The sequence below is a fragment of the Roseovarius sp. A-2 genome (assembly GCF_002072155.1).
Taxonomy (GTDB): domain Bacteria; phylum Pseudomonadota; class Alphaproteobacteria; order Rhodobacterales; family Rhodobacteraceae; genus Roseovarius.
Genome location: NZ_BDIY01000001.1, coordinates 322,901 through 336,527, shown reverse-complemented (window position 1 = coordinate 336,527; position 13,627 = coordinate 322,901). Strand labels below are relative to the sequence as shown.

Annotated in this window: 10 protein-coding genes; 1 reads left to right on the top strand and 9 read right to left on the bottom strand. The window is 62.3% G+C overall.

All coding sequences use genetic code 11. The features are described from left to right. Nucleotides 1-35: 35 nt before the first annotated feature. The 5 genes from BHD06_RS01680 to BHD06_RS01660 form a co-directional block, all read right to left on the bottom strand. Nucleotides 36-2,072, bottom strand: a complete 2,037-nt coding sequence (locus BHD06_RS01680) for a hypothetical protein (RefSeq protein ID WP_080455231.1) — start codon at nt 2,070-2,072, stop codon at nt 36-38. Nucleotides 2,073-2,133: 61 nt separating this feature from the next. Further along, nucleotides 2,134-2,922, bottom strand: a complete 789-nt coding sequence (locus tag BHD06_RS01675; protein WP_139784608.1) for an SCO family protein — start codon at nt 2,920-2,922, stop codon at nt 2,134-2,136. A gap of 42 nt (nt 2,923-2,964) precedes the next feature. Then, nucleotides 2,965-4,860: a multicopper oxidase family protein gene (locus tag BHD06_RS01670; RefSeq protein ID WP_254892273.1), complete on the bottom strand. Its 1,896-nt coding sequence runs from the start codon at nt 4,858-4,860 to the stop codon at nt 2,965-2,967. 581 nt (nt 4,861-5,441) lie between these two features. Continuing rightward, nucleotides 5,442-6,245 (bottom strand): hypothetical protein, encoded by an 804-nt coding sequence (locus tag BHD06_RS01665; protein WP_080455229.1) that lies wholly within the window; start codon nt 6,243-6,245, stop codon nt 5,442-5,444. A gap of 160 nt (nt 6,246-6,405) precedes the next feature. Then, nucleotides 6,406-7,299: a hypothetical protein gene (locus tag BHD06_RS01660; RefSeq protein ID WP_080455228.1), complete on the bottom strand. Its 894-nt coding sequence runs from the start codon at nt 7,297-7,299 to the stop codon at nt 6,406-6,408. Nucleotides 7,300-7,552: 253 nt separating this feature from the next. Here BHD06_RS01660 and BHD06_RS01655 point away from each other — a divergent pair, with 253 nt between their 5' ends. Then, entirely contained in the window at nt 7,553-8,599 is a 1,047-nt protein-coding gene (locus BHD06_RS01655; protein ID WP_080455227.1) for a DMT family transporter, read from the top strand. A 46-nt stretch (nt 8,600-8,645) separates the two neighbouring features. Here BHD06_RS01655 and BHD06_RS01650 read toward each other — a convergent pair whose 3' ends face one another. The 4 genes from BHD06_RS01650 to BHD06_RS01635 all read right to left on the bottom strand — a co-directional run bounded on the left by BHD06_RS01650 (nt 8,646) and on the right by BHD06_RS01635 (nt 13,454). After that, complete coding sequence (locus tag BHD06_RS01650; protein ID WP_080455226.1) at nt 8,646-9,767, bottom strand: glycosyltransferase; 1,122 nt, start codon at nt 9,765-9,767, stop codon at nt 8,646-8,648. Nucleotides 9,768-9,835: 68 nt separating this feature from the next. Then, nucleotides 9,836-11,323, bottom strand: coding sequence for a glycerol kinase GlpK (glpK, locus tag BHD06_RS01645; protein ID WP_080455225.1), 1,488 nt, complete (start codon nt 11,321-11,323; stop codon nt 9,836-9,838). Nucleotides 11,324-11,418: 95 nt separating this feature from the next. After that, nucleotides 11,419-13,137, bottom strand: a complete 1,719-nt coding sequence (locus BHD06_RS01640) for an ABC transporter substrate-binding protein (protein WP_176214249.1) — start codon at nt 13,135-13,137, stop codon at nt 11,419-11,421. A 44-nt stretch (nt 13,138-13,181) separates the two neighbouring features. Beyond that, entirely contained in the window at nt 13,182-13,454 is a 273-nt protein-coding gene (locus BHD06_RS01635; RefSeq protein ID WP_080455223.1) for a DUF2160 domain-containing protein, read from the bottom strand. Nucleotides 13,455-13,627: the final 173 nt, after the last annotated feature.

Genomic DNA, 13,627 nt, shown 5'->3' with positions numbered 1-13,627 from the left:
GCACAAGTGCCGCCGGAACCGGGTTTTTCAGGTCGTCAGTGGACCGACCACACCGCCACATCGTGGTGCAGTGCATCGAACTGATACAGCCGCAGACGGCGCGAGGGCTCGTAGGTGAAGTTCACGATCACGTCGTGCTCGCCGATGCCATCGGTGTTCACGTAGTCGGACATCTCCTGCTGCATCCCGCCCCAGACGAGGCTATGACCAGCAGTCCTGCTGCTCGGCTCCCAGCCCAGCTGGCTGATCGGTGTCGGCGAGGCGCTTTCCGGTCGTTCAGCCGGCGGCACCGGGATCGGGCCAAGACCGGCAATGTGGATCCAGAAGTAATTGCGCCCGAAGGTGAAGAGCGGACCAGCGCCCCCGACCGGCAGCGTATTGTGGAAGGTATTCTCCCACCCGCGCAACCCGCCGAAATCGACCAGGACATAGGCATGCGGGAAGTAGTCGCCGTTCAGAAGCTGAACGTTGACCGTATCGCCCCGCTTGTCCCAGACGCCCGGCTTCATCCGGACCTCTGCATCACCGTCATGGTCCTTGAGCTGGCCATAAATGGTGTTGTTGAGGAACAAGACCGTCATGTCTGCATCTTCGGCCATCTCATAGCCGGTCGGAAGCTTTCTGCGGTTCTGCCAGTCATAGAAAGCCTGGCGGATCAGTTCCATCTGCGCCCGAACCGTCGATCCGTTTAGGCCGAGGAACTCGCGACGACTGGCGAACGGGTCGTTGTTGGTTCCCAACTGGGCCATCTCGCGGAACATCAGCCACATGCGCTTGGCCGGAGCCGTGTCACCGATCATACCGATCGCGTTGAGCTTGGCCTCCTCGCTGGCGAGCGGATTTTCCCCGAAAACAGCGAGTTCTGCAAAGTTGCGCGGACGCGGGTTGCCGTCTTCATCCACACCGAGCGGTGCCAGGACGTTCTCGGTGACCTGCACGCGCGGCGGGTGAACGCGCCAGCCCCAGTGATAGCTGAGGTTCCAGAAGCGTGCCGGCGGCATCTTCATGTTAAGCGTGTATTCCAGCCCTTCCTCCATCGGGAAGAACGTCTGGTCCATGCCTATATGGGGGATGCGCGGGACCACCGTGCCACCCTGCGTTAGGTCGGGCCCGCCGACATCGGTCAGATCGAGTTCATTCGGATCGTCGAAGAACATCGCGTAGGGCGCGAAATCCTCGTGGCCGCGGTTGAGGATTTTGACGACGTACTTGATCGTCCATTCCTCGTCATTGACCACGCTCGGATCGATATAGGCCACGTCCGACTCGATATGGGTGTCATACCAGAGTTGGGTGACTGTGACCGATTTGGTCTCGGGATCGACCGCCTTGGTCTTGAGCCCGCCCAGATAGTGCAGCAGCGGAAAACCCTCGTATTCGCGTTCGCTGAAACGACGTTTCAGCGGGTTGCCCTCGATGATATCCAGCGCGAGCCGTGAATAGCGACGTATCATGCCGGTATCCACCCGGCGCGGATACTCATAGCAGAACCGATAGTCTTGGAACGTCCGGCAGGTGACAAACGGCTCTGCCAAGGCCTCCATCTGGTCCATGATCCAGTCGAGATCATCGGTCGGCGAGGTCTTGTCGATCGGGCGGATCGCCGGATCGTCATGCAGGTTGTAGGGGTTCTCCGGCGTCGACGGCAGGGTGTGCGGGATCTCGTTGCCCCGGCACGTCGTGGCGTTCTCATAGACCGTCGGCAGCAAGTTCGACGGGTTGGGCGTAAAGCTGTCTCCGTTCGGGAAATCCGGATTCTCGGGGAAAACGGATTGACCGCTTGCCGTCGTGAGTTCGGTCACCGTGGCGGCGCCCTGCGGCGTGCCGTCGGGGTTCATCAACAGCTCGAAGGTCACAGGATCCCTTGCCGCGTTGTCCCGGCGGGACTCGAACGGGGTGCGGGGCTGCTGACCCGAGTTGAACCGATCAATACAGAACTGGTTGAGCACCGACAGGTTGCCCGTCGGTTCCGGAACGAGTCCGAGTGACTGCGACCAGGCAGGAACTCCTCCCAGTGTGACTGCGGCGGGCAATGCCATCACCGCGGCCAGTCTCATGGATTTGCGAAACATTTCAGTGTCTCCGTTTCAATTACTGTGCTGGGCACCCGGTTTCCCGGGGCCATGGGTCCGCTCAGACCTCGCGATTGTGGTTGCGCGGGTCGGTCTGGTCGAAGACACGCGGTCCGGCACGGCGGAGCTTTTCGCCCGGCTGATGTGCTGGCTGCGGCATCACCCAGGTGACACGCTCAGCGGCATCGTCGGGACGGATGTCATAGGGGAACGTCCCCCACAAACCCGCCTTGCCGTTGCCATAAAAGACCACATCGATCTTGCGCTTGCCGGGCAGCGTCGCATGGCTCATGCGATACATCCGGAAGGCGAGATCGGCACAGTGTTGCGGCGTCCCGGTCAGGAAATGCCAACCTTCGGGCGCGTTCAACTCGCGCGCATAGGCGGCCATCCGGCTGGGCGTGTCATGCTCGGGATCACGGGTGATCGAATACACGAACACGTCCCGCCCGACCTTGTCGCCCAGTTCATGCACGACCTTCGCCATGTTGCGGGTGATCGGCAGATGTTGCTCGTCCCGCAGGCTCATGAAGTGCATCATTACGACCTTGTTCTCGATAAAGCCCTCGTAAAAGGCCATCCCGAGACCGTCCTGATTGACCATCATCACGTTGGGGAACGAATCCCGCGCGTTCTGGTCGATAACCCCGCCACTATTGATGGGGTTACACAGGATCGGCGTGTCGTTGGGGGTTACCCCTGCCGCTGCGTCTCGCAACCGGGCACGGGCCTCCGAGGCTGCTGCCGCCGCACGTTCCTGCGAGTTGCCGGGCGTGGTGTAGAACCCCGCCGTAGCCCCCGCAGCCGCCGCGACAGGCAGGCTCGCCATGAATTGACGTCTGTTAGTCATGTCTTTTCCTCTCGTCTTTCAGAGAATTCCTGTACGGCGTGCTCAGTCACCCTGACCCGGCTCGACGATGTCCCAGCGGATCATCATGGCATGGTCTTCGTGGACGACGTTGTGACAATGCATCACGTGTTTGCCCATGAAATCGCGCCAGCGGCCGAAGAAGGTCACCTCGTCACCGGGTCCAAGCTCCACCACGTCCTTGCGGGACCGTTCGATCGCGCTTGGCGGGCGTCCGTTGACCTCGAGGATCTGGAACTCTTCAAAGTGCGTGTGAACCGGGTGTGCCCAGGTGACGCCCTCGTTGCGGAAGGTCCAGATCTCAGCAGAGCCCTGCTCGATCTTGGCATCCACGCGGTTGGGATCCATCAGGCGGCCATTCACCGTCCACAGACCGTTGTCGTAATCGAAGACGAACAGACGCTTGCGGCGCACCTGGGACATGTCGATCTCGGGCAGGTCACGCATACGCGCGGGAATGCGCGAGGGATCGCGCGGCCTGCGGCCTTCGGCACGGAACTCCATCACCGGGATCATGTCGTCGCCTTCCAGCGTGTAGCCGGTCGGACCCGCCCCGTCATTGCGGATTTCCATGTCATTCCAGACCTGGATCCGGTCGCCTCTGCGATACCTTGCGAAATCTATGATCACGTCGTGACGGTTGGCGACGTACAGCTTGAGGTTCGACTGGAGCAGCGGGGCCTCGAGCAGGTTACCATCGTTCGACAGCACCACCCAATCGTCGTAATAGGCCGGCCGACGGGGGTTGCCGGGGATGACCTTCAGCCGCAGGTTATAGAGCCGCGACGGGCCACCGTTGAGGAACCGGAACCGGTACTTGCGTCGCTCCACCTCGAGATAGGGGGTGATGATCCGGTTGACCGTGACATGATCGCCCACCATCCCCTGCGTGGTGTATTGCAGGCGATTGGAGTCGTAGGAGTCCGGCGTGCCTTGCGAGTTGCCGACGTCGACCGGCTCGGGGCGCGCCTCGGGATTGGGCTGATCGCCGTCAGGCAGGAAGAAATCCCACCGCGCCTGTCCATCCGCGGTGAACTGCACATCATGCAGGATCAGCGGGATGTCGTAATCGCCCGAGGGCAGACGGAACGCCAGCGGGTTCGGGTCCTCTTCGTTGTTCGAATCCCGCTCGTCGAAGATCAGGTAGAAGCCCGAGAAGCCCGCATAGACGTTGGTCGCCGTGAAATCGAGCCGGTGATCGTGATACCACAGGGTGTTCATGATCTCGGTATTGAACGGGGTCCAGCCGTCCGGCGATCCGGCCGGGAAGTTGGCGTAGTGATAATCCCAGAATTCACCGGGATTGAAGAAGTCCTGCGGGATACCGTCCGATTCAGACGCGGTATGACCGTTGTGCAGGTGGATCGTCGGCGAGGGCAGTGCGAACTGCACATTGCCCGCTCCCACCGGCGGCAGCAGGTTGTTGCGGCGCAGAAAGACCGGCTCGCCGTAATTGGCGTGATAGGTCTCGCCCGGGGTGATCCCGTTGAAACCCCAGTGCCAGGATCCTACATCAGGGTCACCATCGCGACCGACGACACCCTCGGTCCCGTCGCCATAGGGGGGCTGCCAGTGGTATTTCCACCGGAATTCAGACATCACTTCCTGATAATGCTTTTGCGGCGAGAAATCGTCGAACCGCTGATGGCGCGTGGGCTCGATCGGTGGGTCAAAGGTGTTGGGGTCGATCGGCTGCGCGATCGGCATGATGTTCAGCGGGGCCGTGAACGGCTCCACGAACGGGCTCGGTTCCGTCACGATGCTCGGTTGGAACGTATCCGGGAAAACCAGCCCGTCTTGTGCCAAACCTTCTTCAGCACTCTCTGGCCACTGTTCGATGTCGACCGCGCCTGCCTGTGATGCAACGGCGGTTGCACTAGCGGCACCGAAGCCGAGCTTCAATGCGTCTCTTCGTTTCATGCTTTGTCCTCCAGCAGATAAAGCGTATGAACTATGTATTTGATGGCGCCACACATACCGCCACCGCCCTCGTGCCACACATGCCACGAGTCAGAAGGGCCCAAGACCCCGCTAAGGGAAGCAACCCCGAAAGGGCCGAATACCTTATGGTTCGAGCAACACGCTCGAGAGTTTGGAGATCAGGCCGGAAGAATGAGTAATGTGTGGCCCGTGTGGATCGATGATCCACAGATTTTTATAATTGGTTAAGAGCTATTGGCCCCCTGTTTCGCGCTTGAGCGCGTTTTTTCAGTTTTTGTCGTTACAGCTGTGACGAATTCCCTCGAAACCAAGCGAGACCCGACGCAGGCTGTGGCGAAATGACACCATAAAAGGATACAGATAACAACGGTAACATTATCGTGAGGTGTTTGTGATAATGCTTTGCGGGCAGTTCCACCACCGGGTGACACTCGTTAGGTTATTGTCATAAAATACTTTTTTTCGTTAAAATTCGACATAAAACCATCAGAAAAAACTTCAACCCCCTGCTTTCGGATAGGTTTGTTGCAGATCAAGGGGCCGTGACAGCACGTCGCAGCCTACCCGCGCCCCATAATCCGCACCGTGATCGTGCGTCTTTGACCCTCGCGCAGGATTTCCACCGCGAATTCATCCGACTCATCGAGAATGGCCTTGGCATTCTCGAGCGTCTCCGGATCCGATACGGAATAGCCGTTGACCCGCAACACGACATCGCCCCGCTGCAACCCGATGAGATCGTAAAGTTGCCCCTCGCGCACCCACAGGATCTCTGGCACCAGATCACCGCGCCCGCCATTCGGCGAGATCATCCGGATGCTGCCGGCACGCCCCAGCACACGGCGCATGTCGCGCCCCGCGAAGGCGCTGACTGGCAGCACGGTCTCGGTTTCCACCGCGGCACCGCCGACGATGCGGTTGAACATCTCCTCGCGCGTCTCCTCGAAGGCGATCAGCACCGGCTCGCCATCGCGTTCGATCCGCACGCCTTCGCCCTCGATCGCCAACACCGTCTCGCCGCCGATCAGCCGGTCCCCCTTGCGCACAATGCGGTCGCCATCGCTGGCCTGCAGGATCGCCCAGCCCGCCGCGCCATCCGCCACCAGCCCGACCAGGCGATAGCTCTCGACCTTTTTGGGCGGCGTCTGCGCCTTTGGCGGGTCCGGTACATACGGATCAAAGACCGCGGGCCAATCCTCGGGCATCGGATCGCTTGCCGCTTTCTCGACCGCTGCGAGGGCTGCACCGATCTGCACCGGCGCAGGCGGTGGCGCACGCTGACCGACCAGGGTCAGCGCTAGCTGACCACCGCCATATCCAAACCCCAAAGCCGCAGCCAGCAGCACGAGACCCTGACCACGCATCAGCTCAGCCCCGCCTCTCGGGGCGCGGGCCGTATCGGCCCGGCAGTCGCACGGGAAAAGGCATCGGGCATGTGCTCAGGTGTCTCATCTGACGGGTCATTCAAATCAACGTAGATCAACGCCCAGAGCATAGACCAGAGCGCTAGGGCACGGCAACTCTCTAGAACATCTCCGGCAGCGGCGGCACCCGCAGCGGCAGGCGCCATGTCGCAGGATCGGTGCGTTCTTCCTCGGGCCGCGCGAGCAGCACCTGCGCGTGGAAATGCCCGATCGTCTCGACGCCCTCGGTATCGTGCCCCGCAGCCTGCGCATTCTCGATGGCACGCGCCTGCTCTTCGGTGCTCTCGAAGCGGCGATGCACGAACGGCGGCAGCGGCAGCACCTCCTGCACCATGCCATGTGCGTGCAGCACCTCGGCAGCCGCAGCGCGCTCATTGCCGCGAATGGGCGAGGTCATCATCCACGGCTTGACCGGCCCGCAGGCCGCAAGCATCCGGTCGAGCGCGCGCGGCATGAGCTGCGCGACCGAGCCGCATTCCACGATCATGTCCACCTGCGATAACTCCAGCGCGAGCGCCTCTGACGGATCATTTGCCTCCAGATCCTCGGCGAATGCAGCATCAAACAGCCCGACCTGCACGCCGTAAGCCACCGCATTGGGCATCACATCGAGCCCGGCAAAACGAATCGCCACATCCCGCCTGCGCCGCTCCGCGAGCCACGCGCGGTCCCAGTCCATCACCTCCTGCGGCGTGGCCGCCTCAAACTGCGGCGCGCGGTAGCGGCGCAGCACCTCGTCGAGCGTCATCTCATGACCCATCAGCAGGCTGACGATGCCGTAACTGCTTGCGAAATCGAACACCCGGGCCGCGTCCAGACCGCGCAGGCGCATCACCTCATCCAGCCCCGCGCGGAACGCCGCCACCGCGTGATGCTGGTTGCGATAGCCCAGCGCATCCATCATCCGGAAATAGGCGCGGCAATCGGGCTGATCATAGGTTTCATCGAAAATCGTGACGAAATCAGTGGTCGGCGTTTCTTTGGGCGGGGTCATCGGCGTGGCATCTCTCTGGCTCCGGCGCGGACAGCGCCGGGCCCAACCTTGCCCTGCTCCCGGCGTTTTACAAGGGCGTTCACGCGCGCTTTCACATCGGCGCACGCAACCGTGACGGGCAGTCCGGCTTTGGTAACAATATTTCGCGGCGCTTTCCGCAACGTGATCTTTCGTGTAATCCCTTGCCTTGCGCAACGCCGCAATGCGGCGCACCCTATTTTCAGCCCAGCGTTCTACGCAAGGAAATTTTCAGATGAGCCAGAGTTCCGCCCAAACCATGCCCGACAACTCCCGCGTCCTGATGGGGGCAGGCCTCGCCTGGCTGGCGGTGTTCATCTTCGCCGCCGGCAATTCCATCGTGTCGCTGCTCGCCGAGATTGGTATGCAAAACCAGGTGATGGGGCGCAATGTCATCACCTATTGCAACCTGCTCTTCGTCGGCTCGCTGATGTCTCTGGTGCCGATGAGCTTCATGTTCTGGCGCGAATGGACTATGGAGAACCTGCGCAAGCTGACGCGCAAGCACTGGATGATCCTGACGCTCTCGGCCTTTTTGTCCTCGGCGCTGACACCCGGGCTGTTCTTCTATGCCCTGGAAAAGACCACCGTGACCAATGTGGTCTTGATGGGCCGGATCGAGCCGCCACTCTTTTTGCTGGCGACCTGGCTGTTCCTGCGCGAGGAATTCGAGCCCTGGGCCTTCGTCGCCGGTCTGGTCGCGCTTTGCGGCGCAGTCCTGATGCTGTGGCTTAATGGCGGCGGCGCGTTCGAGTTGGGCAAAGGCGAGATCGGCGCATTGCTGGCAACGCTGTCCTATATCGCCTCGACGCTGGTGGCGCGCACCGGGCTGCGCGGCATCCCGCTGGGGATTTACGCGATCTATCGCACCGTGGTCGGCACGTTCTTTTATTTCTTCCTCGCGATCTACCTGTTCGGCCCCAATCATTTCGAGGATGTGTTTCACCCGCTGGTCGGGGAATATGTCTGGATCTATGCGCTGATCGTGGTGATCGGCGGACAGTTCGCCTGGGCGCTCGGGCTGAAATATGCGCGTTCGGGGGATGTGTCGCTGGCCACCTCGTTCTCGCCCCTCGCGGCGATCCTGATCGCCATGGTGCTCTTGGGCGAAGACCCCGGCCCCGGCCTGCTGCCCGGCGGCGCGATCATCCTGCTGGCGATCGGGCTGGGCCAATACGGGCGTCTGCGCTCGCGCCGCGCGCGCGAAGATTGCCCGACGGTGGCCCCGGCCCGCGCACGCGCGATGGAGCACGAGGGCGAGGTGAATTTCAAGGGCGCCTAAGACACACAGCACAATGTCATCCTCGGGTCAGGCCCGAGGTTGACGGCTACTGCGCTACATCTTCCTCCACGCGGAACACCTCGCGCGGGGCAACTTGCGCCGACCTGTCCAGCCGTTCCAATGCCGCGCGCTTGACCGTAGCCCCCTCCGCGATATCGACGGATAGATCACCAAGGCGGGCCCCCTGGCCCGGCATCCGCCACAACGCCACGGGCAAGGCCATGGCATGGCGCGCGGCAAGTGACCGGGCCGCCGTCAGCGCCGCCCCCTCCTCCGCGATCACCGTCAGCCGCGCCGCATGTGCAGTCAGGGCAACACCGGGCAGATCCACCAGCCTCACGATCCGAGCCGTAGGATAAGGCGCGACAGCCTCCGACAGCACGGTAACATCCGCCCCCTTATCCAAGGCAAACGTCACCCGCGCCCCCGACATGAGCTTGCGCGCCGCGTGGCCAAGGGCTGTTCGAATAACCGCCTCGGGCCGCGCGGCCACCACCACCACCTCGCCCAGCAGGTCGAGCGGTTGACGGGACAGGAAGAATGCCATGATCTGCTCGGCCATGCCGTTGTAATGGCTCACATCCCGCGCATCATGGACGATCCGCCCGATATCCACCTCGGCCACCTCTGCCCCCGCCGCATGCACCCGTAGCATCACGTCGAGATCTACGGCATAGTCGCCGACCAGCTCGCGATGCGCGATGCGCGATTTGTCAAAGAGGTAGATGCCTGTATTGGGCGCGCGCAGGTGGCCCAGCCCCGGAAACATCCGCGCCAGCGCCGGGCGCACCAGCAGGCGGGTCATCGGCATGTTGTCCCTGGGGTCGTTCCACGCCCCCTTGATCAGCCCCACGCCGGGCGCGCGGGCCTCGGCCATGCGGGAAAACAGCGCTGTGTCGAACTTGTCGAGATCGGCATCGACCTTCATCACCCAGTCATGCCGCGCGGCCCCAATGCCGGTGCGCACCGCGTGGCCCATGCCGGGGCGCGTCTGTGTCACCACCTGCGCACCCGCGTCCGCAGCCTCTGCGGCGGTGGCATCGGTTGAGCCATTGTCGATCACCACCACCTCGGCGACCCCGGCCATGTCGCGCAGCACCCGGACCACACGCGCGATGGTCTGCGCCTCGTTGCGGGCGGGCACGATCACGGAAATCGGGTCTGGCATGGGCACTCCTGCACGTGGTCTTCCACGACTTTAGGCGCAGCGTCAGGCCTTCACAACGGGGTGCCGGATCAAAAGGCCAGTGTCGCCTCCACCGCGCGTTTCCAGGCATCTGTCTTGGCCTTGCGCTCCGCCGCCGCCATCTTCGGCAGGAATTGCCGTTCCAGCGCCCATGTCTCGGCGAACTCGGCCTGACCGGGATAAAGCCCAATCTGCATCCCCGCCAGCCATGCCGCGCCAAGCGCCGTGGTTTCCAGAACCTCGGGCCGGTCCACCGGCGCGTCGATGATGTCCGACAGGAACTGCATCGCCCAATCGCTGGCACTCATCCCCCCGTCCACGCGCAGAACCGCATCCGCCCCCTGCCCGGCCCAGTCATCGCGCATCGCCTGCAACAGGTCACGGGTCTGAAAGCCCACGCTTTCAAGGGCGGCGCGGGCGAATTCCTCGGGCCGCGAATTGCGCGTCAGGCCAAAGATCGCCCCCCGACACTCCGGTTGCCAATAAGGCGCGCCAAGGCCGGTGAAGGCAGGCACGAGAACCACATTCTGATTGGGATCGGCCTTTTCCGCCAAGGGCTGCGTCTCGCTCGCGTGGCGGATCATCTTGAGCCCGTCGCGCAGCCATTGCACCACCGCGCCCGCCACAAAAATCGAGCCTTCCAGCGCATAGGTCGGCTGGCCATCCAGCTGATAGGCGATCGTGGTCAGCAGGCGGTTCTTCGACACGACCGGCGTCGTCCCGGTATTCAACAGCGCGAAACAGCCCGTGCCATAGGTGGATTTCAGCATGCCCGGCTGAAAGCACGCCTGCCCCACCGTTGCCGCCTGCTGATCACCCGCGACGCCGCGAATGGGAATCTCACGACCGAAAAGATCTGCGCGCGCATGACCGTAATCGTCCGCGCTGTCACGCACCTCCGGCAGCATCTGCATGGGGATGCCGAGCAGATTGCAGATCGTCTCGCTCCACCGCCCCTTGCGGATATCGTAAAGCAGCGTGCGCGCGGCATTGGTGGCGTCGGTGGCATGCACGCGCCCGCCGGTCAGCTTCCAGATCAGAAAGGAATCCACCGTGCCAAAGAGCAGATCCCCCGCCGCCGCCTTCTCGCGCGCGCCCTCGACGTTCTCCAGTATCCAACGCAGTTTCGTGCCCGAGAAATACGGATCGAGCAACAGCCCCGTGCGCTCGGTCACCATCGGCTCGTGCCCGGCCTCGCGCAGGTGCGCGCAATACTCGGCAGTGCGCCGGTCCTGCCAGACGATGGCGCGGTGAATGGCCTGCCCGGTATGGCGATCCCAGACCACCGTCGTCTCGCGCTGATTGGTGATGCCGATGGCGGCGACATCGGCGATATTCAACCCCGCCTTCTCGATCACCGCGCGGCAGGTGCCCGCAGTGGTCGACCACAGATCCGTCGCCTCGTGCTCGACCCAGCCGGATTGCGGGAAATGCTGGTCAAATTCTTCCTGTGCCACGGCGCTGATCCGCATCTCCGCGTCAAACAGAATCGCGCGGCTCGACGTGGTGCCCTGGTCGATGGCGAGGATATGGGTCATGGGATAATCCGTATGTTCAAGCGGTCATCCTCGGTCTTGACCCGAGGATGACGGAAGGTACCGGGGCGCGCGGCACGCGCCCCGGTGCATTTCGCTTACTGCCAGGACTTGATCAACTCATCATAGGCGATGGTGATCGGCTCTTCGTCCTCGTTCTCCAGCGCCGCCTTGGGGGCGCCGGGCTGGCTTAGCCAATATTCAGGATCACGCTCTTCGTTGAGCTTGGGCCCGATATCGCCCTGAATGCCCGCCCGTTCCAGACGCTGAAGCACCCGCTCCTGATCCTGGCACAGACCGTCGAGCGCCTCTTTCGGGGTCTTGGCACCCGACATGGCGTCGCCGATATTCTGCCACCACAGCTGCGCGAGCTTTGGATAGTCCGGCACGTTGGTGCCCGTGGGCGACCACTGCACGCGGGCAGGCGAGCGGTAGAATTCCACCAGACCGCCCAGCTTGTCGGCGCGCTCGGTAAAGCTGTCGTGCTGGATCGTCGACTCGCGGATGAAGGTCAGGCCGGTATGGGCCTTTTTCACATCCACCGTCTTGGAGGTGACGAACTGCGCATAGAGCCATGCAGCCTTGGCGCGATCCACGGGCGTGGATTTCATCAGGGTCCAGCTGCCTGCATCCTGATAGCCCACCTTCATGCCGTCCTGCCAGTAGACACCGTGCGGCGAGGGGGCCATGCGCCACTTGGGCGTGCCGTCCTCGTTCATCACCGGCAGGTCGGGCTTGACCGAGGCTGCGGTAAAGGCCGTGTACCAGAACATCTGCTGCGCGACATTGCCCTGCGCGGGGATCGGGCCCGCCTCGGAGAAAGTCATGCCAGCCGCCGCCGGGGGCGAATACTTCTCAAGCCACTCGATTGCCTTGGTCACGGCATAGACGGCCGCCGGGCTGTTCGTCGCCCCGCCCCGCGCCACGCAGGAGCCCACGGGCTGCGAATTCTCGTTGACGCGAATGCCCCATTCGTCGACCGGCAACCCGTTGGGCTCGCCCACATCTCCCATCCCGGCCATCGACATCCACGCATCCGTGTAGCGCCAGCCAAGGCTCGGGTCTTTCTTGCCGTAATCCATGTTGCCGAAGACCTCGGTCTCGACACCCATATGGCTCAGGTCGCGCCCGGTGAAGAATTCGGCGATATCCTCATAGGCCGCCCAGTTGACCGGCACGCCCAGATCGTAGCCATAGGCCTCCTTGAAATCGGCCTTGTTCTTGTCGTCGTTGAACCAATCATAGCGGAACCAGTAGAGGTTCGCGAATTGCTGGGTCGGCAACTGGTAAATTTTGCCATCGGGGCCGGTGGTGAACGACAACCCAATGAAATCGTCGATATCAAGCGTCGGGCTGGTCACATCCGCGCCCTCGCTCGCCATCCAGTCGGTCAGGTTGCGCACCTGCTGATAGCGCCAATGGGTGCCGATCAGGTCACTGTCATTGACATAGCCGTCATAGATGTTCTCGCCCGACTGCATCTGTGTCTGCAGCTTTTCGACCACATCACCTTCGCCGATCAGGTCATGGGTGACCTGAATGCCGGTGATCGCGGTAAAGGCCGGGGCCAGCACCTTGGATTCGTAGCTATGGGTGTCGATGGTCTCCGACACCACCTTGATCTCCATCCCCGCAAACGGCTCGGCTGCGTCGATGAACCATTGCATCTCGGCTTCCTGCTCGGCGCGGCTGAGCGACGACAGATCACCGATTTCCGCATCGAGAAAGGCGCGTGCGGCCTCCATATCCGCAAAGGCGGGCCCGGCCATCAGGCCCAGCGTCACCAGCGCGGTGGTTGTCTTCATTCGCAAGTTCATTGATTTTCCTCCCTATCAGAACTCTTGAAGTAGATAATCCCGTTCTAGACCCAGCGGAACACCGCCGCAGCATAGATCAGGCAGACGATCAGCGCATAGGGTTGGTTCGCGCCGACAAGTCCGAGCCAGGCCAGATTGATAAAGGCCGAGCCCAGAAGCGTGATGAAGAGACGGTCGCCGCGCGTCGTCTCGATCCGGAGAACGCCGACACGCGGGGTCTCGGGGAATTTGAGGGCGAGGATTGTGAAGGTGATGAGCAACCCCGCGATCGTCAGGAAAAAGATCGCCGTGGGCCATGTCCATGCCATCCATGCCATGTCAAATCTCCCGTGCTTGAGCTGTGTAGTGCGGGTTTGTGCCAACGCTCATACAAAACCGAGAAGAGGTTGCGTCTCGCGAAACTACTAGGAGCGGGCTTTCTTCTTCACCGGGATTCCTTTCTTGAGACGCCGACGCAATTTCCTCATGGCTTAGATGCTTGTATACTAAA

Bases quoted from the DNA above. Each gene is read 5' to 3' on its own strand.
- BHD06_RS01680 (WP_080455231.1), bottom strand. From the start codon at position 2,072: ATGTTTCGCAAATCCATGAGACTGGCCGCGGTGATGGCATTGCCCGCC.
- BHD06_RS01675 (WP_139784608.1), bottom strand. From the start codon at position 2,922: ATGACTAACAGACGTCAATTCATGGCGAGCCTGCCTGTCGCGGCGGCT.
- BHD06_RS01670 (WP_254892273.1), bottom strand. From the start codon at position 4,860: ATGAAACGAAGAGACGCATTGAAGCTCGGCTTCGGTGCCGCTAGTGCA.
- BHD06_RS01665 (WP_080455229.1), bottom strand. From the start codon at position 6,245: ATGCGTGGTCAGGGTCTCGTGCTGCTGGCTGCGGCTTTGGGGTTTGGA.
- BHD06_RS01660 (WP_080455228.1), bottom strand. From the start codon at position 7,299: ATGACCCCGCCCAAAGAAACGCCGACCACTGATTTCGTCACGATTTTC.
- BHD06_RS01655 (WP_080455227.1), top strand. From the start codon at position 7,553: ATGAGCCAGAGTTCCGCCCAAACCATGCCCGACAACTCCCGCGTCCTG.
- BHD06_RS01650 (WP_080455226.1), bottom strand. From the start codon at position 9,767: ATGCCAGACCCGATTTCCGTGATCGTGCCCGCCCGCAACGAGGCGCAG.
- glpK (WP_080455225.1), bottom strand. From the start codon at position 11,323: ATGACCCATATCCTCGCCATCGACCAGGGCACCACGTCGAGCCGCGCG.
- BHD06_RS01640 (WP_176214249.1), bottom strand. From the start codon at position 13,137: ATGAACTTGCGAATGAAGACAACCACCGCGCTGGTGACGCTGGGCCTG.
- BHD06_RS01635 (WP_080455223.1), bottom strand. From the start codon at position 13,454: ATGGCATGGATGGCATGGACATGGCCCACGGCGATCTTTTTCCTGACG.